Consider the following 24,282-nt stretch of genomic DNA (forward strand, 5'->3'; position numbering starts at 1 on the left):
GGTAATGAAATCTCGCGCCGTAGCGGATTAATTGCTATACAGATAACTATCACCCATCCCTTACCGGAAGACCGCCTTGAAACGCTGCTGCTATAGCCGGAGGTATTTCCCTTACTGCCCGATGGAGGGAGAACAATGTCAGCGGAAACCCTGTCGATAGTATTATTTATAGCGGCGGTTATTATTTATTCAACGAAAGCCAAAAAAAATAAATATTTGTTTTCATTAGTGCTGTTTGTTTTAGGTATTTATATTCTGCTTAATTTAGTCAGGGTCGCCAGTAATTACTTTACCGGCGCCGGCATCAATGATTCGGTGCTGTATACCCTGACCAGCAGTTTAACCGGCGCCGGATTAGGCAAGTACATCCTGCCCTTTGCCGGTTTCATCCTGGCTTCCCTGCTGGTGTTCAGCCTGATGTCATGGCTGTTGCTATTCAGAAAAGCCGGCGGCGGCCGCACGGCTTACGGCCTGCTGGCTCTCGTTTTGGCCGTGGTCGCCGTGGTTGCCACGCCGGCCAGCGGTGAAATTGCCGGCCTGGTTAAATCCCAGCTGGCAAGCGGCGATACGGACTTTAATACCTATTACAGGACCCCGTCCAAAACACTGGCGAAAGACAGCCCCAACCTTATTTATATCTATGCCGAAAGCCTGGAAAGAACCTATTTCGATCAGGACGCCTTTGCCGGTTTAACCACCGAGCTTAACAGTCAGAAAAACGATGCCATAGATTTCAGCAATACCACCCAATTGCCCGGCACCGGCTACACCATTGCCGGAATGGTGGCGTCGCAGTGCGGCATTCCGTTATTCGCCCCCTTTGACGGCAATGCCTCAAGTTCGTTATCGACCTTTTACCCCCATGATATTTGCCTGGGCGATATACTGCAGGCTTCCGGTTACGATACCTATTTTTACCAGGGGGCCGATATGGCGTTTGCCGGTAAAGGCCTGTTCCTGAAGTCCCATGGTTTTGAGCATATCTATGGTTTCCAGGAGCTTAAGGGACTGGTCAAGGATCCCGGCTACCGCAACGAGTGGGGCTGGTATGACGATACCCTGCTGGATCTGGTCTATGATAAATTTATTGCGCTGTCGCAACAAAAACAGCGGTTTGCCTTATTTGCGCTGACCGTCGACACCCATCATCCGGACGGATATATTTCGCGATCCTGCACCAATCGCTCCTATGCGTATGACAATATGGAAAACAGCTCCCTAAGCGCCGTGGCCTGCAGCCAGGAGCATATTGCGGGGCTTATCAAAAAAATCCGCGCATCGGGCTATTTCAAAAATACGGTGATCGTGGTGTCTTCCGATCACCTGGCCATGAACAATACCGCCTATGATATTTTGAATCAGCACGACAGAAAGGATCTGTTCTTTATCCTGCGCGGCGACAAGGAGCAGCCCCAGGTCAGTAATGTCAAGCGCAGCACGCTGGATAACGGCGCGACTGTATTGGATGTGCTGGGGGGCGATAACTATATCGGCCTGGGCCGGAGCAGTTTATCCTCCACATCGTTATCAACCTATTTTTTAAATCTCGATGATAAGATAACCGCATGGATACCGGATGTTATCCGGCAGTGGGATTTCCCGACCAAGATAAAAAAATATAAAATTGATGTGAATGCCAAAACCATCGGCTTTTCCGGCGTTCAATTTAAAATACCGTTGATTTTAAAAATTGATAAAAATAATATTGAGCCGATGTTCGACGTGTATTTATCCGCGCCGTTAAAACAGCAATTGGCGAAATTGAATGCCCGGGATAAATTTTTATGGATTGATGACTGTAATAAAATGGCCGATATTTGGGATCCATCGCTGAGCCAGGTAACCAATTATTGTGTCGCCGTCGGCAACCTGAGCACCCAGCCGAACATCGTTAAAATCGACTCCGACGTGTATCGCGGCAAGGTGTCGTTCAAAAAACTGCCGCAGGGCGATGAGGCGCAGTTTGAGCAGACCGTCGGCAGACTGAACTTATCCGCTCCCGCGACAAATTAACCCCCGGGCACCGGACGGGGGTTGCAGCGCCGGTGATAGCGCCCGTTGGTTTAGCCTGCCGCCCCTGTCCCGGCGATAAAATGCCGCAGCGATGGTTATTTATTAAACATCCTCATGCTGCGGTTTTATAAAATATCCCGCGCCACCGGCTTCAATTCATTTCTTATTGTCTTGAGTAATAATTATTATTCTTATTTGAATCGCCCGCGGCGCCGCGCCCGCGCCCCGTGTTCACTGGCATAAATGCCCGCCGGCCACTGGCCCGATAGGTCATAAGTTATTCTTATGCTTAGTGGTGATAAACATATGCTTTTTTATACGTGGTTAATTATCGTTGCCTATGTAATATTCCTCAGCAGAAAACCAGCGCCATGGAATAACCCCATGAAGTGGTTAAATTATATTAAAATTATATCAAGGAAAAGCAAATGGCCTTATTCATTAATAGCCGGCCTTCAGCGTTATCGCTGCTGACTGTGTTAGCGTTAGGCAGTATCGTCTCCGTTGCCGCCCATGCCGACCAGTTGGCCAATATCAAGCAGGCCGGCGTTATTCGTGTCGCCACCTTCGATTCCAACCCGCCGTTTGGTTCCGTCGATGCCAAAACCCATAATATCGTCGGCTACGACGTGGACTTTGCCAAGGCGCTGGCAGACGCGCTGGGCGTGAAGCTGGAGCTGGTGCCCACCAATCCGGCCAACCGCATTCCTCTGCTGCAGTCGGGTAAAGCCGATATTATCGTGGCCGACATTACCATCACGCCGGAGCGGGCCAAGGTCATTGATTTTTCCATTCCCTATTTTGTCACCGGGCAGCAGTTCCTGGTGCCGGTAAACTCGCCGGATAAACTGGACGGTTACGCCAACGCGCGTATCGGCGCGGTAAAGGGCACCACCGGCGAGCAGGAATTGCATCATCGTTTCCCGAATGCGCGCGTCTTGTCCTATGATGATATTCCGCTGGCGCTGACGGCGCTGCGCAACGGCAACGTGCAGGCCATCACCCAGGACAGCACCATCCTCGCCGGCCTGCTCGACGGCGCGCCGGATAAAGCCAAATATAAAGTGCTGCCGGAGCTGCTGAGTAAAGAAGAGATAGGCGTCGGGGTGAAAAAAGACGAGACCGCGTTGCTGACCTTCGTTAATAACGAGCTGCTGAAACTGGAAAAAAACGGCCAGGCTACCTCCATCTATAATAATTGGTTCGGACCCCAGACCAAATCGCCTCAACCGCGTCTGTTTACCATAACAGCGAAATAATCAGGCTGAATCAATGCAATCCCAGTACGACAATCTGCAACCATCCGCCGCCCCGGTGGCGGATACCCCTGCCCCACATGCCATCCCCGCCGTCGAGTTCCGCCAGGTTGATAAATTTTTCGGCCCCCACTACGTGATCCGCCAGGTGGATTTCAGCGTCGGACGCGGCGAGGTGGTGGCGATTTGCGGCCCCTCGGGGTCGGGGAAATCCACCCTGATACGCCTGATCAACCAGTTGGAAACCGTAAGCGGAGGTGAAATTCTGATCGACGGCCATCCCACCTCGGCGTTGAAAGGCCGCGCGCTGCGTGAACTTCGCACCCATATCGGTTTTGTGTTCCAGCAGTTTAATCTCTACGGCCATCTTAACGCCCTGGATAATGTCAGCCTGGCGCTGATCACCGTGCACGGCTGGACGCGGGCGAAAGCGCATGCCAAAGCGCAGAGTCTGCTGGAGCGGGTGGGATTGGGCGATAAGGCGTCTTTTCTGCCGTCCCAGCTGTCCGGCGGCCAGCAGCAGCGGGTAGCGATTGCCCGCGCCCTGGTCACAGACCCGACGCTGATTCTTTTTGATGAGCCGACCTCGGCGCTGGACCCGGAAATGATCGGCGAAGTGCTGCAGGTAATGCAGGAACTGGCCCATAGCGGCATCACCATGGTGGTGGTCACCCATGAAATGAGCTTCGCCCGCGAAATAGCCGATCGGGTGGTGTTTATGGACGGCGGCGTCATCCTGGAACAGGCCGACCCGGAGACTTTTTTCAGCGCGCCGGTGCACCCGCGCGCGCAGCGTTTTTTGCAGAAGGTGCTTAATCCGCTGCATGCGCGCCTGGAGGAGAGCTGATGGCCTGGCACCTGGATTGGGCCGGCGTGCTGACCGGCCAGCCCTGGCAATGGATCCTGTCCGGCTTTGCCGCCACCTTGTACGTCACCTTGTTCGGTTGCCTGGCGGCGACGCTGATAACCCTATTGATGCTGGCGCTGCGCCTGGCGCCGGGGCCGATTGGCCGCGCCCTGGCGGCGGCGTTTGTCTCGGTGTTTCGCAACACGCCGCTGCTGGTGCAATTATTGTTCTGGTATTTTGCCGCCTGGGGCGCGCTGCCGCAAGGCGTGCGCCTGTACATCGGCGATATGCACCCCTGGTCGATTCTGCCGGGCAACGTCCTGTGGCTGGCGCCGGAATTCCTTTGCGCCGCCTGGGGATTGTCGCTGTTCTGCGCGGCGTTTTTGCTGGAGGAAATCCAGGCGGGGTTGAACTCCGTGCCGCCGGGACAAACGGAGGCCGCGCTATCGCAAGGGTTCAGCCAGTGGCAAATCCTGCGCCATGTGCTGTTGCCGCAGGGACTGCTCAATGCCTGGCAGCCCCTGGTCGGGCAATACCTGAACCTGATGAAGCTTTCGTCGCTGGCCAGCGGCATCAGCTTCGCCGAATTGACCTATCAGATAGGCCGGGTGGAGAGTTTTAACGCCCACGCGCTTGAGGCGTTTGCGGTGGGCACCGGGCTTTATCTGCTCTTGGGCGTGGCGATGGGATCCCTGCTGATATATGTGGGCCCAAAGCGCCGCGACGGCAGGCAACCGCTGTTGCCGGCGGCCGGCCTCGATGCGCCGCCGGCCGGCAACCCGATAAGCGGAGCGCGCCATGACCTTTAATATCGACGTGATCCTCGCTAACCTGACCTACCTGCTATGGGGACGCCTGGCCGACGGCCAGCCGGGCGGCGTGCTGCTGACGCTGATGATGGCGCTGTGCGCCGGCGTACTGGCGCTGGCGCTCGGCGTCGCGCTGGCGTGCCTGGCCTGGCGCTATCCGGGCTGGACGCGCCGGGCGCTGTTTATCTGGGCTGAAATCATTCGCGGCATACCGCTGATTTTTGTTATCTTCTGGCTGTTTTTCCTGCTGCCCATCCTGTTCGGCGGCTCGATACCCGGTCCGCTGACGGTGATTCTGGCCCTGGCCTGGTTTACCTCGGCGGCGGTGATGCATACCACGCTCGCCGGCCTGAACGCCCTGCCTGCGGGACAGGTGGAAGCGGGCCTTGCCTCGGGACTGGGCGAGTGGCAAATCCTGCGCCGGGTTTTATTGCCGCAGGCCATGCCCAATCTGCTGCCGTCTTATATCGGGCTGATGGTCTCCCTGATCAAGGACACCTCGCTGGCGTTTATCGTTAACGTGCCGGAGCTGACCACCGTGGCGGGCCAGGTCAATAACCGCGAACAGATCTATCCCACCGAGATTTTTGTCTTTATCGGCGTCATTTATTACCTGCTGTGTTATGGCCTGTCCCTGCTGGCCACCCGACTGGGCGCGCCGAAGCCGCTGTCCCGGTAGCGCCCCGCCCGGCGCGTGGGCGGATGCTGCGCCATCCTTACCCGGCGCGGGCGCAATCGCCGGATTCGCTCCCGCGCCGGGCACCATTACAGCATATGGCGCCGGGCCTCGGTCCGCACCCGGTGAAGCACCTGTTGTTTAATGTCGCTGTAGCCTGGGGCCTGCGCCAGGGTCTCGATATCCCGCTGCGGGCCGAACGGCACCCGCACTTCCTCAACGATTTTCCCCGGCCGCGCCGACATCACCAGGATACGGTCGGCGAGAAACAGCGCCTCTTCCACATCGTGGGTGACAAATAAAATCGTCGTGCCGGTTTGCTTCCAGGCGGCGCGCAGCAGTTCCTGCATCATCATCCGGGTTTGCGCGTCCAGCGCGCCGAAGGGTTCATCCATCAGCAATATGTCGGGGTCGGGCAGCCAGGCCCGCGCCAGCGCCACCCGCTGCTTCATGCCGCCGGACAGCTGCCAGGGCGCATGCTGTTCAAAACCCGCCAGTCCCACCCGCTGAAGCCAGGCATTGGCGTCGGCATCGGCCGCCGCCTTTTTCCGGCCCGCCATGCGCGCGCCGAAGGTGACGTTAGCCAGCACCGACAGCCAGGGAAATAAATTGGGCTGCTGGAACACCATGCCCCGGCTGGGATGCGGCCCCCTGACCGGCCGACCCGCGCACAGGATCCGCCCTTGCCGTACCGGCGTAAAGCCGGCAATCATATTCAGGATGGTGGATTTTCCGCAGCCGGAGGGGCCGAGCAATACCACAAACTCCCCGGCGGCCAGTGACAGCGAGACATCGTCCAGCACCGTCAGGGGCGCCTGCCTGCCGGTAAAAACCTGCGTAATATGCTCAACAGCGATATGTGCCGTCATGCGTCCTTCCCCGCCCAGGGCACCAGCCATTTCTGTACTCCCACGATCGCCAGATCCAGCATATAACCGATGGCGCCGAGCAGCAGGATGCCTATCATCACGATATCGGTGCGCAGATAGGCGCTGGCGTTGATCACCATCCACCCCAGGCCCGACGTAGCCGCCACCAGTTCGGCGGCAATCAGCGACGTCCAGCCGACGCCGATGGACAGCCGCACGCTGGTAAATAGCTCGGGCAAGGTATCCGGCAAGACCACCCGCCAGAAAATCTGCCGGCGCGAGGCGCCCAGCGTCTGCGCTACGCGGATGCGGGCATCGCCGATGCGCTCCACCGCGGCGGCGGCGCCCACCACCACGCTCAGAAAAGTAGCGATAAAAATAAGGAAAAATTTCGAGGACTCGCCAATACCCAGCCAGACCACCGCCAGCGGAATAAGGGCGATTTTCGGCAAGGGCCGCAGAAACTGCACAAACGGGTTGAGCGCGGCGGCGATGGGCGCCGACAACCCCATCAGCAGACCCAGCGGGATGCCGCACACGATGGCGACGGCAAAAGCGCTCAGCGCCCGCGCCAGGCTCACCGCGATATGCTCCCAAAGCGGCACCTGGCGGTAGCCGTCGCGCAACAGCTCAACCGTGGTTTCTGCCAGATCCGACAAAGGCGGCAGCAATAGCGGGTCGACCCAGCGCCGTTCCCCGGCGATTTGCCAGAGCAGGAAAAACAGCGCCACCGAGACGACGCTGATAGCAAGATGATGAACAACTTTCATAACGGTATTTATTTACCCGCGGCCTGGCGGATATAGCTGGAATTAATCGCCCCGCTCCAGGTGGCCGGGATATCCCGTTGACGTACCTCGCCGGTGCTCTCCAGGAAATGGGCGGTTTTATTCACCGCCTGTCCGATGCCGCTGGCGTCGGTATTGGTGCCGTCGCCCAGCCAGGCGGCGGTGCCCTGATCGGCGATGGAGGGATATTCCAGGCCGGACAGGGTATTGGTGGCGGTGGTGACGGGCGCGCCTACTTCCCGGGCGACAATGGCGGCGGCGGCATCGGGGTCGCGGCGGAATTCATCCACCTTTTGCTGATGTACCTTCAGGAAGTTGGCCACGATCTCAGGATATTGCCGGGCAAAGGCTTTGCGTACCACGTAGTTGTTATAAATCAGATAACCGTCCTTTTGCAGATCCTTGGTGGCGAACACCTGATGGCCGCCGGACGCTTCCAGCTCCTGGGCAAAAGGCGCCCAGACATAACCGGCGTCGATATCGCCGCGTTTCCAGGCCGCCACCAGTTCCGCCGGGCGCAGCGGGATCAGGGTAATCTTGCCGCGATCGAGTTTATGCACTGCTATCGCCGCTTCCAGCGCGTACTGGGACGTGGAGTTGGGCGGGTAGCCCACACGTTTGCCCTCGATATCCTGCAGGCTATTGATGCCCGGTTTGCCGATCAGGCGCTCATAGGTGGCAATGACGCCGGAAATGCCGACGATTTCCACCGGCAGCTTGCGCACGATGCCGGCGGTGGCCGGGCTGGAACCAAAATTGGCGATATCGATGGCATCGCTGGCGAAATAATTCAGCGCATCGGCGCCCGAGGCGAACTGCACCCACTTCACCTTGGTGCCCAGCGCTTTTTCCAGACTGCCGTCCGCCTTCGCCAACATCAGCACTTGCGAACCGCCGCTGTAGGCAATCCGCACTTCCTGCGGCACCGCCGCAGCGGCAAAGGACGGGGATAATGACATTAACCAGCCGGCCGCGCCAAACGCCGCCGTTATTATTTTATGCATAAAATATCCTGTGAAATGAAAGCGAGTCATTTTATTGTTAGGCCAGTAGCACGGGGCACAGTATAAAGGCAAAGGCTCTGCCTTATTTAGCTAAGATATGAATATTCAAAGTGAATAACTGACTATATGCCGGCCAATACGCTCAACGCCGTCGATATGGCGATAAATTAGGCAGTCGTGAAAAATAATTCTTCTTCTCTTCCGTCAACGCTGTAGAAAAAGAGAATATTATTTCATCAATCTCTTTTCAATAGACTGAAATTTATACTTTTTATATTTTTGACTTGATTATAACCAAATAATAGGACCCCACGAATTGGGCGCTTTGGTAATATTCCGCTTATTTCTAAAAAATAACCGCACGGCAACCTTCGTCCAGAAATTCACTAAGGTTATGCGCTATTTTCATTTTAAGCTCAATTGCGAAATAGTGTATGGTTTTGCGCATGTCCTAATACTATTTATCTCATTATGAGGTTACCCATGACCACCGATACCCTGATCAAACGGATTGACGATGCCATTGATCGGCAGCGGGAAACGTATATTGCCGTCAGCCAGGATATACATGCGCATCCGGAAACCGGCAATAATGAATATTACGCCAATAAGATCCTTACCGGCCTGCTGACCGCGGCGGGATTTACGGTGACATCCAACGTGGCCGGGCATGAAACCGCATTTCACGCCGTCAGGGATAGCGGCAAACCCGGGCCGACGGTGGCCTATCTGGCGGAATACGACGCCCTGATCGGCATCGGCCATGCCTGCGGACACAATATTATCGGCGTGACCAGCATCGCCGCCGCCATTGCGCTCGCGGAAACCTTGCCGGAAACCGGCGGCAAAATCGTGGTATTGGGCACCCCGGCGGAGGAAGGCGGGCTAAAGGGACCGGGCGGGCGAAACGGCAATGTCAAAGCCCGTTTTGTCGAACATGGCTTCCTGCGGGGAGTGGACGCGGCGCTGATGATCCATCCCGCCGGCCGCACGCGCCTGTCGGGCCCGTCGCTTGCCAATAATCATCTTTATTTTAATTTTTACGGCAAGCCTTCCCATGCGGGCAGTTCCCCGCATCTGGGCATCAACGCCCTGGACGCGGTGGTGCTGCTCTATAACGGCATCAGCGTACTGCGCCAGCAGCTGCCGGCGAGCGTTCGGGTACACGGCATTATTACCGATGGCGGCCAGGCCCCGAATGTGATCCCGGAATTCGCCGCGGCGCATTATTACATCCGCGCCAATACCCGCGAGGAAGTGATAGCGCTGGAGCCGCGCATCCGCGCCATTGCCGAGGGGGCGGCGCTGGCCACCGGCACGCGCGTGGAGATAGAACACCAGGTGGGTCCGCGCGATTTTCGCATTAACCACACCTTGAATACCCTGCTGCTGGATGTCCTGTCCGCCCATGGCGAACAGGTGGATCTCACGCCTAAAGAAGGTCTGGGGTCCACCGACGCCGGCGATATCAGCCATGCCGTGCCTACCGCGCATCCCTATATCAAGATAGGTCCCGATGACCTGATAGGCCATACGGTGGCGTTTCGCGAAGCCGCCAATTCCCCACGCGGCTACCAGGCGCTGGTGACCGGCGCCCGGGTGCTGGCTAAAACCGGCTACCGGCTGCTGACCGACGCGCATCTGCTCGAACGTATCAAGCAGGAGCAAGCATGAGCTTAATCAATACCATGCGGTTCCATGCCGCCCTGTTTTTACTGTGCGCGGCCCTGCCCGGGTACACCGCCCCGGCCACCGGCGGCGGCGCCCTGAATATCGCCTACGGCAACCGGCCCGGCACCCTGGATCCTTATCTGACCACCAATAACGCCACCTCGGATGTCGACCGTCATATTTTCGAAGAGCTGTTCGTGATTAACGATAAGTTCGAGCCGGTGCCGGAACTGGTCGATCATTACCAGCTCAGCGACGATCGGCTGGTGTATACCTTTACCCTGCGCGACCATATCGTGTTCCAGAACGGCCAGCCGCTGACCGCGGACGACGTTGTCGCCTCCATGAACCGCTGGCTGGCGTTGTCCACCCAGGGTAAAGCCAACCTGCCCGGCGCCGCCTTTACTAAAATCGACCCGTTGACCGTGCAATTGACCCTGAAAACGCCGTCGCTTATCACGCTGAATATTCTGGCCGATGTGAAGAATATTGCCGCCATCATGCCAAAAAGCATCATAGATAAGGCCAACGAGACGAAAAGCCCGGTGACCGAGCTGATTGGCACCGGCCCCTACAGGCTGGCGGAGTTCAAACAGGGCGAATATCTGCATCTCGCCCGCTTTGACGGTTATGTTTCCCGCAGTGAACCGGCCAGCGGCCTGGCGGGCAAAAAGAACGCCTATGTGAAAGATATTTTTTTCCGGTATGTTACCGATGAATCCACCCGGCTGGCCGGCGCGCTGACCGGCGAGTACGATCTGGTGTTTAACCTGCCCAAGGACAATATCGACCAGCTTAAACAGGCGCCGGGCATTCAGTTATTTGCCCCGGAATCCGGCGGTTCGCTTATCACCTATTTGTTCAATAAGAAAACCGGACCCTTCGCCGACGTCAAGCTGCGCCAGGCGTTTAATACCGCATTGGATGTCAACAGCGTCCTGCTGGCCGGCTATAGCGACCCGCGTTTTTTCAGCGCCGATTCCTCCCTGGGATTTCCGCAGCAGGTGGATTGGTATAGCGGGGCCGGCAAACCTTACTATAACGTCAATAAGCTCGACGAGGCCCGCAGGCTGGTCAAGGAATCCGGCTACCAGGGGCAGGAGGTGGTGATTATCGCCACCAAGGAATATGCCGAACTCTACAACCTGGCGATCGTGGCCCAACAGGTGCTGAAACAAATCGGCGTTAAATCCCGGCTGGATGTCTATGACTGGCCGACGGTATTGCAGCGCCGCCAGGACCCGAAAAATTTCGACCTCTGCGCCCTGGAATTCTCCATGCGCCAGGTGCTGCATCAATATCCGTTCCTCGACTCGCGGGCCAATTTCCCCGGCTGGTCCAACAGCCCGGACATCGACAGCGTTCTGGATCGCATTAAGCAGGCGCCCTCGCTACAGGATGCCAAACCGCTGGTGGACAAGCTGCACGTCCTGACCTGGCAATACCTGCCGGTGATTGTGCTGGGCCATACCCAGCCTGAACCCATTGCCGTCAAGGACGGCGTCAAGGGCTACGCGGACCTGATCGGCCCGATTTTATGGAATGTGCAGGTCCCGGATAAATAACCTTTGCCCGGTCGGTTTTTTAGCGGCCCGCTGCCGGCCCGGTTACGGCGGGCAAGGATAAACAAATGGTATGGTATGCGTTACACCGGCTGTTGGCGCTGATCCCGGTATTGCTGGTGGTGGCGGTGGTGGTGTTCTGCCTGGTGCAGCTTGCGCCGGGCGATCCGGTGCTGGTGGTTCTCGGCAATGACGCCCGGCCGGAAGACGTACTGGCGATGCGCGCCAGGCTCGGCCTTAACCGGCCGCTGGTTGAACAGTTCTGGCTATGGTTTTCCCGCATCCTGCAAGGCGATCTGGGTTACTCCCTGTTTATGCGGGAAAGCGTGATCACGCTGTTCATGCAGCATCTTAAACCCACGCTATCGCTGGCGTTGCTGGCGCAGGGCATGGCCATGCTGCTTGGTATCCTGGGCGGCATCGCGGCGGCTTACCGGCGCGGGCGCTTTACCGATCGCCTGATTATGGCGCTGGCGACCTTCGGGCTGTCGATTCCGGGCTTTTTACTCGGCCTGTTCCTGATTTTCTTTTTTGCCGTCCATCTGCGCTGGTTTCCGGTGATCGGCTATAAATCCGGCCAACTCAGCCTGTGGCAAAACCTGCATTACCTGTTCCTGCCGGCGCTGGCGCTGGCCATCCGCATCGCCGCCCTGCTGGCGCGCATGACCCGCGCGGTCATGCTGGACGTGCTTCATGAGAACTACATCAAGACCGCGCGGGCCAAAGGCGTTCCCGAACGGGGGGTATTGCTGCGCCATGCGTTTAAAAACGCCTGGATCCCGGTACTGAATATCTGCGGCGAATCCTTTGGATCGCTTATCACCGGCGCCATCGTGATTGAAAGCGTGTTCGGCATTCCCGGCGTCGGGTCATTGATTATCGATTCCATCGAGCGGCGGGATTTTACCGTGATCCAGGGGTCGGTGCTGCTGATTACCACCAGCTACGTAGTGATTAACCTGCTGGTCGATCTGTCGTTTGGGTGGATCGATCCGCGCCTTAAGGTGAAGGCGTGATGCGCCGCCACCCCGCTTTTTCGCAACGCATGGCGCCCGCGCCATGGCAACCAGGAGGGCCGCGCCATGACGGGATTGTCGCGTCATAAAATGATGCTGGCCGGCGGCGTGATACTGCTGCTGCTGGTCGTGCTGTCGCTGGCCGCGGGGTATTTCAGCCCCTACGATCTTTATGCCCTCGATCCGCTCAGCCGGTTAAAAAGCCCGACCGCGCAGCATTGGTTCGGCACCGATAACTTTGGCCGCGATGTGTTGACGCGCGTGGCCTACGCCATTCGCATCTCCCTGCTGGTGGGCATGTCGGTCGCCGCGGCCGCCGGGGTATTCGGCTTGATAACCGGCCTGCTGTCCGCCTGGTACCGGCCGGTGGATCTGATCGCCATGCGCGTTTGCGACGGCCTGTTTGCCTTCCCTTCCCTGTTGCTGGCCATTGCCATCGTCGGCATCCTGGGGCCGAACACCCTGAATGTGGTATTGGCGCTGTCGCTGGTATATATCCCCTCCATCGCGCGGGTGGTGCGCTCGGCGGCGTTGGTGATTAAGGAAAAGAATTATATCGAGGGCCTGAGGGCCCAGGGCGCCACCGACGGGCGCATGATCTGGCGCCATATCCTGCCGAATGTGATGTCGCCCTTTATCGTGCAGATCACCTTTATTTTTTCCGTGGCCATTCTTACCGAGGCGGCGTTAAGTTTTCTCGGCTCCGGTGTGCCGGCGCCGATGCCCAGCCTGGGCAATCTGCTGCTGGAGGGTAAAAAAGTGATCTTTACCTCCTGGTGGATGACCTTTTTTCCCGGCATCTCGATCGTTATCCTGATCTTAGCCCTTAATATCCTCGGCGACGGCCTGCGCGACCTGCTGGATCCCACCATCCGCCCCTTGCCGCGACGCGTGCTGGGCATGTTAAGAGACAGGCCTTAGCGTTATGGCAGACAGTATGATATCCGGCGCCCCGCTGCTGGCGGTGAATGACCTGGTGGTCAAAATAGCCACTGAACAGGGCGTCGTCAGGCCGGTGCGCGGTATTTCTTTCGCCGTGAAGGCGCATGAAACCCTGGGCATTATCGGCGAATCCGGCTGTGGTAAAAGCGTCACCGCCGAAGCCGTTATGGGGCTGCTGGACCCCCGCATCACCGAGGCGCAGGGCAGCGTGCGCTTTAACGGCCGCGATTTGCTGGCGCTATCGCAGCGCGAGCGGCGCGCCATCCAGGGCAATACCCTGTCGATGGTTTTCCAGGATCCGCTGTCGAGTTTAAACCCGCTCTTTACCGTCGGCCGCCAGATCGGCGAGAGCCTCCAACTGCACGCCGACCTGTCCCGCCGGCAGCGGGCCGCGCGGGTGATGGCGCTGCTGGAACAGGTGGGCATCCCGGATCCGGCGCGTTGTTGCGCCGCTTATCCCCATGAAATTTCCGGCGGCATGCGCCAGCGGGTGATGATTGCCATGGCCGTGGCCTGCCATCCGGCGCTGCTTATCGCCGATGAGCCGACCACCGCCCTGGATGTGACGATTCAGGCGCAAATCCTGCAGTTGCTGGAGTCGCTTAAGGCCGCCAACGGCATGGGCATCATTTTGATTACCCATGATTTGTCGGTCGTCGCGCAAATGTGCCAGCGGGTAATCGTCATGTATCTGGGTGAAGTGGTGGAGGAAGCCGACGTCATGACCTTATTCGACCGGCCCCGGCACCCCTATACCCGGGGTTTGATGGCGGCAATCCCGTCGCTGCGCGGCGCGCGTCAATCCCGGCTGACGGAAATCAAGGGCAGCGTGCCCCCGCTTACCGACAGCCCGGCCGGCTGCGGCTTCGCCCCCCGCTGCCCGTTTGCCGGCGCCATATGCCGGCGTCATCCGCCGCTGGCGGCGATAAGGGATGGCGGCGCGACCGCCGGCCCGGAGGCTTCGCGTCATGCCGTTCGCTGCTGGAAAGCCGAAGAACTCGACCGGGAAACAGTATTATGAACCCAACTGCCGTTTACCCGCCGCCGCTGTTGCGCGTTAGTCACCTGACGAAAAAATTCAAAGTCCGCCAGGGTCTGCGCACTCGCTGGATCACCGCGGTGGATGACGTTAGTTTTCATGTTGATGAGCGGGAAACCTACGCCTTGGTGGGTGAGTCCGGCAGCGGCAAAAGCACGACCGGCAGGACGCTGCTGCGGCTCACCGACGCCACCGCCGGGCGCGCCGATTTTGCCGGCCGCGATATTTTCAGCCTGTCGGCGGCGCCCCTGCGCGCCCTGCGCAAAGATATACAGATGATATTCCAGGATCCGCTGTCCTCCCTGGATCCCAAGCGTACCATCGGTTACAGCGTGGCGGAGCCGTTAATTATCCACGGTATCGGTAATAGCGCCGAACGCGAGGCCCGCGTCGGGCAACTGCTCGCCAGGGTGGGTTTCAGCCCGGCGGACGCCAAACGCTATCCGCACGAATTTTCCGGCGGACAGCGCCAGCGCGTGGGCATCGCCAAGGCGCTGATCCTCAATCCCCGGCTTATCGTCTGCGACGAGCCGGTCTCGGCGCTGGATGTTTCGATTCAATCGCAGATCCTGAACCTGCTGCTGGAACTGCAGCGGGAAAACGGTCTTGCCTACTTATTTATCGCCCACGATCTCAGCGTTGTGCACCATATCGCCGATCGCATCGGCGTCATGTACCGGGGACGCCTGGTGGAGGAAGCGCCGGCGGACGCGCTGTTTGCCGACCCCCGGCATCCCTATACCCGCTATCTGCTGGCCTCGATACCGCCGTCGCATCCGCGTTTGAAAACCGTCGCCGCCACGCCCGCTCTCCGCGCCGATACGGGGCCGCATACGGGCCGGGGCTGCGTCTTCAGCGGCAAATGCCCGCACGCGATGCCACGCTGCTTTACACAGTTGCCGATTGATCGCCGCGTCGGCGACAGGCATCATGTTGCCTGCCATCTTGCCGGCTGATCGGCGCGCGCCGCAACGCCGGGGCGGGCGGGCATGTTTTCTAACCAATCTGGATTGTCATGGCCATTGTGAAAGATAACCCCCCTGAACAGGCTTTACCGGTCGCCCGCGCCGGCCGCAAAGTGCTGGGCGCGGCCAGCCTGGCGCATTTATATCATGATGGCGCGACAGACATGCACTACCTGCTGTTTGCCGTGTGGCAGCAGCAGTTCGGCCTGTCGATGATGCAAATCGGGCTGCTCAAGACGCTGTTTTCCGGCTCGCTGGCCGTCTGGCAGATTCCAGCGGGCGAACTGGGCAAAGCGTTTGGCGAGCGCAGGCTGTTAATCGCCGGCACGCTGCTGTTGTCCGCGGCGTTATTTTTATATGGTTTCTCCGGCGGCATCCTGCCGCTGATGGCGTTGATTATCGTGGGCGGCATGGGCGCCAGCGTGCAGCACCCGTTGGCATCAAGCTATATTTCACAGTATTTTACCGTCCGGCAGACCCGGCTGGCGCTAAGCACCTATAACTTTTTCGGCGATGTCGGCAAGTGCCTGATTCCCAGCGCCATTTCTGGTTTATTGTTACTCATCGCCTGGGGCTGGTCGGTACGGGTCATCGCGGTTGCGGGCATCCTGGTGGCCGTCGGCCTGCGCTTTTTGTTGCCCCAACGCGTTGCCGGACAAGCCGGCGTTGCGCCGTCGCCGGGACGGGAAGGCGCCGCCTATCAGCCGCTGCCCCGCGTCCCCGAGGCCAGACGCCGGTTAGCCTTTATCTCCTTATGCGTTATCGGCAGTCTGGATAACGCCACGCGCGCCGGCACCCTGACGTTCCTGCCTTTTTTACTGGCCGCCAAGGGCGCGACGCCCGCCGGCGTCGGCTTCGCGCTGACCACCATTTTTATCGGCGGCGCCTGCGGCAAATTAGTCTGCGGCGCACTGGCGCCCAGGCTTGGGGTATTACGCACCGTGGCCGTCAGTGAAATATTCACCGCCGCGCTTATTATTGCTCTGTTATTTACCCCGTTAACCGCCAGTTATCTGTTGCTGATTCCCTTAGGCATCGCGCTAAACGGCACGTCTTCCATCCTGTACGGCACCGTGGCGGAACTCGCCAAACCCGGCCAGCAAACCCGCGCTTTTTCCATTTTTTATACCCTCTCCCTTGGCTGCGGCGCCCTGATGCCTATCGTCTACGGCGCGCTCGGCGATCGTATTGGTATCGTTCCCGCGCTGAATATCGTGGCGCTGTTGCTTATCGGCGTGCTGCCGCTGCTGCTGCCGTTAAGGGTCATCAGCAAATAAAATTTTGCGGATGATGGATTAAAAAAAAAAGGATTTTCGCCCTCCAGCGGTTATATTCTACCGATAGTTCAGCGGCCTTACGGCAACCCATGTTCTGTCCGCCGCTGTTTATTTAGCGGATTAAGCGGGGCGCCATGGCTGCGGCTGTAACAATTTTTATCTTCACGATCGTATTGGTTATCTGGCAGCCCAAGGGACTGGGCATCGGCTGGAGCGCCATGCTCGGCGCCGGGCTGGCGCTCGCGAGCGGCGTGGTAGAGGTGGCTGATATCGCCGTGGTGTGGCGGATAGTATGGAATGCCACCGCCACCTTTATCGCTATTATCATTATCAGTCTGTTGCTCGATGAGTGCGGTTTTTTTTCCTGGGCGGCGCTCCATGTCGGCCGTTGGGGAAACGGCCGTGGCCGGCTGCTGTTCAGCTATACCATTCTGCTGGGCGCCGCCGTATCCGCCTTGTTCGCCAATGACGGCGCAGCGCTTATCCTCACGCCAATCGTGATGTCCATGCTGCTGGCGCTGGGGTTCAAGCGCAGCACCACCCTGGCGTTTGTCATGGCGGCGGGTTTTATCGCCGATACCGCCAGCCTGCCGCTGGTGGTATCGAACCTGGTGAATATCGTCTCGGCCGATTATTTCAAACTGGGTTTTAATGCCTATGCCTCGGTCATGGTGCCGGTCAATATTGCCGCCGTGGCCGCCACCCTTATTACGCTGCACCTGTTTTTCCGGCGTGAAATACCGGCAAACTATGACGTCGCGCGCCTGCCTGCGCCGAAGGATGCCATTCGCGACCCGGCCACCTTCCGTACCGGATGGGTGGTGCTGATCCTGCTGTTGGGGGGCTTTTTCGGCCTGGAACCGCTGGGCGTTCCGGTCAGCCTGATCTCCGCCGCCGGCGCGCTGATCCTGTTTGTGGTGGCGAAAAAGGGCCGCGCCATCAATACCGGCCGGGTGCTGCGCGGCGCGCCCTGGCAAATCGTTATTTTTTCCCTGGGGATGTACCTGGTGGTGTATGGCCTGCGCAACGCCGGTCTGACCCATGCGCTGTCCGCCCTGTTAAGCCGGTTCGCCAGCCAGGGCCTGTGGGTGGCGACGCTCGGCACGGGATTCCTGACCGCGTTCTTATCTTCCGTGATGAATAACCTGCCCAGCGTACTGGTCGGCGCGCTGTCGGTGGAAGGCAGCACCGCCACCGGCGTGGTTAAACAGGCGATGATTTACGCCAATGTCATCGGCTGCGATCTCGGGCCTAAAATCACCCCCATCGGCAGCCTGGCCACCTTGCTGTGGCTGCATGTGCTGGCAAAAAAGAATCTGAGCATTTCCTGGGGTTATTATTTTCGCGTGGGAGTGGTAATGACGCTGCCGGTACTGCTGGTGACGCTGGCGGCATTGGCCCTGCGCCTGTCGTTACCCTTTTAATGCCAGGCGCGGCCAGCGGCTATTCGCCGGCCGCGCCGGAAGATCAGTTTTTCATTACAGCATATTTACCCGGCCCTATCAGCATAATCACCAGGCCGCCGAAAAAGTAGAGCGCTTCCGTTTCCAATGCCCAGGCGCCGACATTCGTGAGTTTATAAAAATGCCCCATGCCAACCAGCAGGGTAGCCACCAGCAGATTAAAAGCGATAATAAACGCCGCCGGCCGGGTCATAAACCCGACAATAATCATGATGGGGGCAATAATTTCGCCGATAAAGGCGCCATAGGCGATAAAACCGGGCAACCCGTGGCTTTGCAATAAATCGGCGATCCAGCCGACGCCATGCTGGGTTTTGGCGTAACCATGAAATAACAGTAATATGCCGAAGGTCAGGCGTAACAGAAGCTTACCCGCGTTGGGGCCATCCACGAAACGTGCAAATCCGTTATTAATAGCAGTAAGCATAAGGGTTATCTTCAATAATATTCGTCACAATGTAGGGCTACGTTAACCGATATCCTCTCCGGCATCTAATCAAATAAACTGATAGAGATAGTCAAAAAAGTATCATGTTATTTAATCTGATGACGCCGACAGCAATATTGTCGCGGTTGATAAATAAAAGCATGAGGAAAATAGTTCAACCTGCCGTGGGTAATAATACCGCGATGGATTATAGCCGCGCCCGGTCAGCCGATCCCCGCCTGATGCAAATCGTGCAGATTAAGCGCGCCGACCAGGCGTCCCTCGGTATCCACGACCGGCGCGGCGGTGATATGGTGCTGGTGCAACGCCGCCAGCGCCGCCCCGGCCCGCCATTCCTGCGGCAACCGATAGCCCGGCTGGGTCATGGCATGCCCGACGCACTCGTCCAGTCCATGTCCTTTCACCAGCCAGCGGCGCAGATCGCCGTCGGTAAATACGCCCGCTACCCGATTTTCGCTATCGCATACCGCCACCAGGCCAAGACCGGTTCGGCTCAGTTCCAGCATGGCGTCCAGCACGCTGTCCTGCTGCTTGATCCTGGGCAAACGGTCGTCGCGGCGCATGACATGATGCACCCGGTTCAACAGACTGGCCCCCAGGCTGCCGCCGGGATGCGATCGGGCGAATTGCTCGGCATCGAATCCGCGGTAACGCATCAGCGCCATCGCCAGCGCGTCGCCGATCATCAGCGTGTTCACCGCGCTTGACGTGGGCGCCAGCCCCATCGGGCAGGCCTCCCGCTCAACGCTGATATCCAGCACGCAGGCGGCGGCCTGCGCCAGCGGTGAATCAAGGTTGCCGGTAATGGCCACCACCGGGATACCGCTTTCGGCCAGCAGCGGCAAAATCAGCCTCAGTTCCTGGGCGCGGCCGGAATAGGAGATAAACACCACCACGTCCTGGCTGCCTATCATGCCCAAATCGCCGTGCAGCGCCTCGGCGGGGTGGACAAAAAACGCCGGCGTGCCGGTACTGGCCAGCGACGCGGCGATCTTTTTACCGATATGCCCCGATTTGCCCATGCCGGAAATCACCACCTTTCCCCGGCAGCCGAGCAACAGCCGGCAGGCGCGCGTTACGCTGTCGTCCAGGCGGTCGCGCAGGCGCCGCGCTTCGGCGATCTCGATATCGAGGGTTTCCCGCGCGTACGCCAGCAACCGGTCACTCATCGTCTTCTCCCACCAGCATCACTTCAATGCCCCTCTCCCGCAGCGCGGCCAGGTACACCGGGTTAATATCGCGATCGGTGATCAGCAGATGGACGGCGTCCAGTTCGCAGACCACGTTGGGGCTTTTACGACCGAATTTAGAGGAATCCACCAGCAGGATGAGCTGCTGCGCCGCGCGGCACATGGCCTGGCTAACCGTGTGGACTTCGTTGAAGGTGGTCACGCCCGCGTTCAGGTCCACCCCGTCCGCGCCGATAAACAATTTATCGAAACTGAAATGGGAAAACGCCGCTTCGGCCAGGCTGCCGTGAAACGATGCCGAGTTTTTACGATAAGTCCCCCCCGGCATCAGGATGGTCTGATCGTTATCCAATTCTACCAGTTCATTGACAATCGTCAGGCTATTGGTCATCACGGTGATATTATTAAACTGCGCCAGATAGGGCACCATTTGCAGCACGGTACTGCCGGCATCGAAGATCAGGGAATCGCCGTCGTTAATCAGGCCGGCGGCCCGGCGGGCGATTTGCTTTTTCTTGGCGGTATTGATATGGGTCTTGCGGTCGATGGGCTGATCGCCCTCCTCCCGGCTTAATACTACCCCGCCATAGGTGCGGATAACCGCCCCCTCTTCTTCCAGCAGGGTTAAATCCTTGCGTATAGTGGTACCCGTGGTGGCAAAACGACTGGCAAGATCCTCCACGGCCGTTTTACCGTGCGTTTGCAGGTATTCCAGAATTGCCGCCTGGCGTTGCTTTGGTTTCATAACAATTTCCGAATCGATTGGCGAAATAGCCACTGACGGAGATTATACCTTGAATACCATTCCAAATGAAAGATACCAGCTTTTAAAATGAAAATATCCTCATTTCGGTTCAATCGCTAAAGACAGCGCGGTTTGCAATGCCGGATCGCGCGGAAATATGACATACGGAATGAGCTGTGCTTTTGACAGGCCGATTAACGCCGTCAGCCGCCGTGGCCGGGCAAATACCGTGATGCCGCGCAGGATAAAACCATCGCATACCCGCTGCTCGCCGTCAAAAGCCAGCGCCAGTACCACCCTGGCCTTAAAGCGGCCGGCGGAACGGCCCACGCCCACGTGTCCCCGCAGGCACAAGGCATCGAAAGCGCGGTTGAAACTGCGGATTTGCCATCCGCCCAGGATAATCTGGCCTATCCAGGCCACGATCGCGATTGACACCAGCAGCGCCGTTGCACTCATCCGGGCATCTCCTCCAGGAATAATTGCCCCGCCGGAGGCTTCCGGCGGGGTGGGTGCGGGTCAGAACATCACCTGCCCGCCGGTAATATTGATGGATTGCCCGGTGCAGTAAGAGGCTTTGTCACTGGCATAAAACAGCAGCATATTCAGCACATCCTGATACTCGCAGCCGCGTTTCAACGGCACCTTGTCGATATAATACTGTTCGACCTGATCCGCGCGCAGGCCAAGCTTTTTCGCATATTGCGGCAACAGCGACTGGAACATCGGCGATTTAAGCAAGTTGCCCAGCATCAGCGAGTGAACGGTGATGCCGTACTCCGCCAGATCCAGCGCCAACGATTGAGTCAGTCCCACGCCGCCGAACTTGGCGGCGCTGTAGCCCGAATTATGCTTACTGCCCACTTTACCCGACTTGGAGTTTATCTGGATAATCCGCCCGGCGATGCCGTCACGGATCATGAGTTTGGTAAATTCGCGCGCGCACAGGAAATAGCCCACCAGGTTCACCTGCAGCGACAGATCAAAATCCACCAGTGCAAACTGGGTGATAGGCGCCGCCTTGGCCAGGCCCGCGCTGTACACCAGCAGGTTGACCTGGCCGAACTGCTGGTCGACCTGCTGCGCCAGACGCGTCACGCTCTCTTCGTTCGTCGCGTCCGCGCCAAAACCAAATGCCGTTCCCTCCCCCAGGCGGGCGTTAATATCCGCCGCCACCTGCCAGGCATGCTGCGCATTTAAATCGGCCACCGCCACCCGGTACCCGGCCTGCGCCAACCCTGCGCATAAAAAGGCGCCGAGGGTTTGACCACCACCAATGACTACCGCAACCTGCTTCATACACGTGCTCCTACAGAATAATAAATCAAGACAAAATGGCTAATACGCTGCCGACGGGGATATCGGCCGGGGTCGGTCCCGCGACATGGACGGTGCCGGGATATTCCGCCTGCCCGGCGCCGTCAAAACGGATGGTGATATGGCCCAGTTCGCGCAGGTTGCTGGTCGCCACATCGCCCACCGCGGTGATGGCGAACGCCTCGTTCGCCAGGGTCAGCGTTTCGCCGGCCCGCAGTTCACCCTGCATATCGCCGTGGCGGTGGATAAAACAGTAGGCCTCGATATCTTCCGGCGCGCCCTCGCGGAAGGTAATCAGCATATTGTCGGCCAGCGACTCGCGCGCGTTTTCGCCGACGCGGGTAAAGGTGGTCTGGTAAATCGTCTGCATACAAACGCCCTCATCAAAAGACTTCATTGGTAAATAAAACCGGATACCGCCCAGGCCAGCAGAACGGTCGGCGCGCCGGTCAGGAAACGACCGACCAGTACCGACGGCACCCCTACCCGGACCGTATCCTGCTTGGCTTCGGCCAGCGACAGGCCGACCGGGATAAAATCGCAGGCCGCCTGGGCGTTGATGGCGAACAATGCCGGCAGCGCCAGATGGGGGGGAATATGGCCTTGGCCTATCTGTACGCCGACGAGGACGCCGATAACCTGCGCTATCACCGCCCCCGGGCCGAGAAACGGCGATAGCAGGGGAAAGGAGCAAATCAACGCCAGCGTCACCAGGCCGATGGGGCTATTGGCCAGCGGCGTCAGGCCGTGGGCGATAAAATCACCCAGTCCCGAGGCGATAATGATGCCGATAAGCGCGGAGACAAAGGCCATAAAGGGCAGTATGGTTTTCAGCACGGTATCAATGGTTTCGCGCCCGGCCTGGAAAAATACCGCCACCACCGATCCCATGCCCATGCCGACTTTCGCCAGCAGCCCGTCGCTTTGCTCGGTAATTTTTTTGCTGGTGTCGTAATCACGGCCGGCGCCCTTGGCCGCCGTGCCGGTATCCCTGACGCGCTCGTTGGCGGCCTGCGGCTGCGGCGACGCGTTGGCCGCCTGGGTATCATCATCCGCCAGCAGTTGGATATTCTGCTCACGCACGCCGGAGACATAAATGTCCTCCAGGATAAATTGCGCCAGCGGACCGGAGCGGCCGGTGGCATGGATATTGACCGTGGGAATGCGCCGCTTGGGGTAAATGCCGCAGCGCAGGGTGCCGCCGCAGTCAATCACCACCACGCCTATCTCATCCGCCGGCGGTTCCCCTTCCTTGAATCCGTCCACCGCCGGCCAGCCGGTGAGCCGGCTCAGGCGATCGACAATCGCCGGACGCGTGCCCGCCGTGATGTACACCACTTTTTTGCCCGGCACGGCCTCAATCAGCAAGGGCCCGCCCCAGCCGCTTTCGCCTTTTTCAATACGGATAAATGTATTCATCGCCTTCTCCTGGGATTACAAGCGGACATGCTGATCAAGTTGGATATGCATTTTGCGTTCAAAAATCGACGTGGTCAGATCGGTTATCCACCCGCGGAAAAAGTTGGTGAACATGCCGACCAGCAGGTAGCTGACCGCCAGCGGCCCCAGCGGCAGGTTCAGCGTGGTCAGCCCGTTGGCGATGCCGAGATAGACAAACAATTCGCCGGGGTTGATATGGGGAAACAGGCCGTTCATGGAGTGGCAGCTGTAAGAGGCGGCGGCGTAATAGCTGGGTTTGTATTTTTCCGGCATAAAGCGGCCGAGGCTTAAGGTCATCGGATTGCAAAAGACAAAGGTGCCGATAACCGGCAGCAGCAGATACCGCGACAGCGGATTACCCGCGCAGCGCTGCGCCAGGCGTTCAATCCTGCTCTGGCCCACAAAAACGATCAGGGCATTCATAATGACCAATAAACTGATAAGCAGCGGGAGGATGCCGGTAACCATGCCGACAAACACCGAACCGCCTTTTTGAAACAGGCCGATAAACCACTCGGCGCCGTGGGCGATCACGTCAATCATAATTTTCTCCATTTCGGGGTACGAACAAGGAAAAGCACCTTTGGCAATACGGGCGTCGATGTACTGCGCTGCTTAAGATAGGCGACTTAGGTTATGGTTTGTTAGATATACGTCACGTTTTGAAAGTTATTTCTTTTGAAATGAAATATTATTGATCGTTTTTGTAATCTTAATGAAATACTGACAATGATATTGCGGGGATCACGGCCCCGTTGGGACCGGCGGAACGGGCTGAAGAAGGAACAAGACAGCGCGCGTTAAGCGCCAAAACCGATACCGGCGCCATCCGGACATTTTCACTTGAGGTTAATCTGAAAGCGACGGCTTTTACATTGCCCCTGCGCCAGTGATAAAACGCTATATTCTCTTTAGTTCAACATCAGCATTAGCAGATTATTTCGC

Annotated in this window: 24 protein-coding genes; 13 read left to right on the forward strand and 11 right to left on the reverse strand. The window is 58.3% G+C overall.

The window, feature by feature from the left end; translation table 11 throughout:
* Positions 1–135 precede the first annotated feature (135 nt).
* From opgB to ACL2XM_RS13010, 5 genes are all read left to right on the forward strand, one after another.
* A complete protein-coding gene (gene opgB / locus ACL2XM_RS12990; protein ID WP_413733107.1) occupies positions 136–2,013 on the forward strand; it encodes a phosphatidylglycerol--membrane-oligosaccharide glycerophosphotransferase in 1,878 nt (625 codons plus the stop codon).
* Positions 2,014–2,441: 428 nt separating this feature from the next.
* Positions 2,442–3,272 (forward strand): ABC transporter substrate-binding protein, encoded by an 831-nt coding sequence (locus ACL2XM_RS12995; protein WP_413728654.1) that lies wholly within the window; start codon positions 2,442–2,444, stop codon positions 3,270–3,272.
* A 13-nt stretch (positions 3,273–3,285) separates the two neighbouring features.
* Complete coding sequence (locus ACL2XM_RS13000) at positions 3,286–4,116, forward strand: amino acid ABC transporter ATP-binding protein (RefSeq protein WP_413733108.1); 831 nt, start codon at positions 3,286–3,288, stop codon at positions 4,114–4,116.
* Positions 4,116–4,925, forward strand: a complete 810-nt coding sequence (locus tag ACL2XM_RS13005; RefSeq protein WP_413722460.1) for an amino acid ABC transporter permease — start codon at positions 4,116–4,118, stop codon at positions 4,923–4,925. Before ACL2XM_RS13000 ends, ACL2XM_RS13005 begins: the two co-directional genes overlap by 1 nt.
* The gene (locus ACL2XM_RS13010) at positions 4,915–5,604 is read left to right on the forward strand and encodes an amino acid ABC transporter permease (RefSeq protein ID WP_413733110.1); all 690 of its coding nucleotides are present in this window, start codon (positions 4,915–4,917) and stop codon (positions 5,602–5,604) included. The genes ACL2XM_RS13005 and ACL2XM_RS13010 overlap by 11 nt, the downstream gene beginning before the upstream one ends.
* Positions 5,605–5,690: 86 nt before the next feature.
* On the opposite strand, the gene ACL2XM_RS13015 is transcribed toward ACL2XM_RS13010, so the two are convergent.
* From ACL2XM_RS13015 to ACL2XM_RS13025, 3 genes are read right to left on the reverse strand one after another with little or no spacing between them, the layout of a single operon-like run.
* Positions 5,691–6,470, reverse strand: coding sequence for an ABC transporter ATP-binding protein (locus tag ACL2XM_RS13015; RefSeq protein ID WP_413733111.1), 780 nt, complete (start codon positions 6,468–6,470; stop codon positions 5,691–5,693).
* On the reverse strand, positions 6,467–7,240 hold the full coding sequence (locus ACL2XM_RS13020) for an ABC transporter permease (RefSeq protein ID WP_410015698.1): 774 nt from the start codon (positions 7,238–7,240) through the stop codon (positions 6,467–6,469). Before ACL2XM_RS13020 ends, ACL2XM_RS13015 begins: the two co-directional genes overlap by 4 nt.
* An 8-nt stretch (positions 7,241–7,248) precedes the next feature.
* Positions 7,249–8,262, reverse strand: a complete 1,014-nt coding sequence (locus ACL2XM_RS13025; protein WP_413733113.1) for a glycine betaine ABC transporter substrate-binding protein — start codon at positions 8,260–8,262, stop codon at positions 7,249–7,251.
* A 483-nt stretch (positions 8,263–8,745) separates the two neighbouring features.
* Between ACL2XM_RS13025 and ACL2XM_RS13030 the strand changes: the two genes are divergently transcribed.
* From ACL2XM_RS13030 to ACL2XM_RS13065, 8 genes are all read left to right on the forward strand, one after another.
* The gene (locus ACL2XM_RS13030) at positions 8,746–9,936 is read left to right on the forward strand and encodes a M20 family metallopeptidase (protein WP_410015699.1); all 1,191 of its coding nucleotides are present in this window, start codon (positions 8,746–8,748) and stop codon (positions 9,934–9,936) included.
* Complete coding sequence (locus tag ACL2XM_RS13035; RefSeq protein WP_413722456.1) at positions 9,933–11,498, forward strand: ABC transporter substrate-binding protein; 1,566 nt, start codon at positions 9,933–9,935, stop codon at positions 11,496–11,498. The genes ACL2XM_RS13030 and ACL2XM_RS13035 overlap by 4 nt, the downstream gene beginning before the upstream one ends.
* 65 nt (positions 11,499–11,563) lie before the next feature.
* The gene (locus tag ACL2XM_RS13040; RefSeq protein ID WP_413733115.1) at positions 11,564–12,511 is read left to right on the forward strand and encodes an ABC transporter permease; all 948 of its coding nucleotides are present in this window, start codon (positions 11,564–11,566) and stop codon (positions 12,509–12,511) included.
* Between the two features lie 66 nt (positions 12,512–12,577).
* On the forward strand, positions 12,578–13,432 hold the full coding sequence (locus tag ACL2XM_RS13045) for an ABC transporter permease (protein ID WP_413730683.1): 855 nt from the start codon (positions 12,578–12,580) through the stop codon (positions 13,430–13,432).
* Between the two features lie 4 nt (positions 13,433–13,436).
* Positions 13,437–14,474: an ABC transporter ATP-binding protein gene (locus ACL2XM_RS13050; protein WP_413733117.1), complete on the forward strand. Its 1,038-nt coding sequence runs from the start codon at positions 13,437–13,439 to the stop codon at positions 14,472–14,474.
* A complete protein-coding gene (locus ACL2XM_RS13055; RefSeq protein ID WP_413733118.1) occupies positions 14,471–15,448 on the forward strand; it encodes an ABC transporter ATP-binding protein in 978 nt (325 codons plus the stop codon). The genes ACL2XM_RS13050 and ACL2XM_RS13055 overlap by 4 nt, the downstream gene beginning before the upstream one ends.
* Before the next feature lie 59 nt (positions 15,449–15,507).
* Positions 15,508–16,734, forward strand: coding sequence for an MFS transporter (locus tag ACL2XM_RS13060; protein WP_413733120.1), 1,227 nt, complete (start codon positions 15,508–15,510; stop codon positions 16,732–16,734).
* Between the two features lie 134 nt (positions 16,735–16,868).
* Positions 16,869–18,158, forward strand: coding sequence for an arsenic transporter (locus ACL2XM_RS13065; RefSeq protein ID WP_410015706.1), 1,290 nt, complete (start codon positions 16,869–16,871; stop codon positions 18,156–18,158).
* A 43-nt stretch (positions 18,159–18,201) separates the two neighbouring features.
* Here the strand turns inward: ACL2XM_RS13065 and ACL2XM_RS13070 are convergent, their stop codons facing one another.
* The 8 genes from ACL2XM_RS13070 to ACL2XM_RS13105 all read right to left on the reverse strand — a co-directional run bounded on the left by ACL2XM_RS13070 (position 18,202) and on the right by ACL2XM_RS13105 (position 23,880).
* Positions 18,202–18,624, reverse strand: coding sequence for a DoxX family protein (locus ACL2XM_RS13070; protein WP_410015707.1), 423 nt, complete (start codon positions 18,622–18,624; stop codon positions 18,202–18,204).
* A 224-nt stretch (positions 18,625–18,848) separates the two neighbouring features.
* Positions 18,849–19,814 carry an arabinose-5-phosphate isomerase GutQ gene (gene gutQ, locus ACL2XM_RS13075; protein ID WP_413722452.1) on the reverse strand — a complete coding sequence of 322 codons (966 nt, stop codon included), beginning with the start codon at positions 19,812–19,814 and terminating at the stop codon, positions 18,849–18,851.
* A complete protein-coding gene (gene srlR, locus ACL2XM_RS13080) occupies positions 19,807–20,580 on the reverse strand; it encodes a glucitol operon DNA-binding transcriptional repressor SrlR (RefSeq protein WP_413733121.1) in 774 nt (257 codons plus the stop codon). Before srlR ends, gutQ begins: the two co-directional genes overlap by 8 nt.
* A gap of 99 nt (positions 20,581–20,679) precedes the next feature.
* Positions 20,680–21,039 (reverse strand): transcriptional regulator GutM, encoded by a 360-nt coding sequence (gene gutM / locus ACL2XM_RS13085; protein WP_410015709.1) that lies wholly within the window; start codon positions 21,037–21,039, stop codon positions 20,680–20,682.
* 60 nt (positions 21,040–21,099) lie between these two features.
* On the reverse strand, positions 21,100–21,879 hold the full coding sequence (srlD, locus tag ACL2XM_RS13090; RefSeq protein WP_410015710.1) for a sorbitol-6-phosphate dehydrogenase: 780 nt from the start codon (positions 21,877–21,879) through the stop codon (positions 21,100–21,102).
* A 25-nt stretch (positions 21,880–21,904) separates the two neighbouring features.
* A complete protein-coding gene (srlB, locus tag ACL2XM_RS13095; RefSeq protein ID WP_413733123.1) occupies positions 21,905–22,267 on the reverse strand; it encodes a PTS glucitol/sorbitol transporter subunit IIA in 363 nt (120 codons plus the stop codon).
* A 23-nt stretch (positions 22,268–22,290) separates the two neighbouring features.
* Positions 22,291–23,316 (reverse strand): PTS glucitol/sorbitol transporter subunit IIB, encoded by a 1,026-nt coding sequence (locus ACL2XM_RS13100; RefSeq protein ID WP_413722448.1) that lies wholly within the window; start codon positions 23,314–23,316, stop codon positions 22,291–22,293.
* 15 nt (positions 23,317–23,331) lie between these two features.
* A complete protein-coding gene (locus ACL2XM_RS13105; RefSeq protein WP_410015713.1) occupies positions 23,332–23,880 on the reverse strand; it encodes a PTS glucitol/sorbitol transporter subunit IIC in 549 nt (182 codons plus the stop codon).
* Between the last annotated feature and the right edge of the window lie 402 nt (positions 23,881–24,282).

It is taken from the genome of Sodalis sp. RH20 (genome assembly GCF_047324205.1).
Taxonomy (GTDB): Bacteria; Pseudomonadota; Gammaproteobacteria; order Enterobacterales; family Enterobacteriaceae; genus Acerihabitans.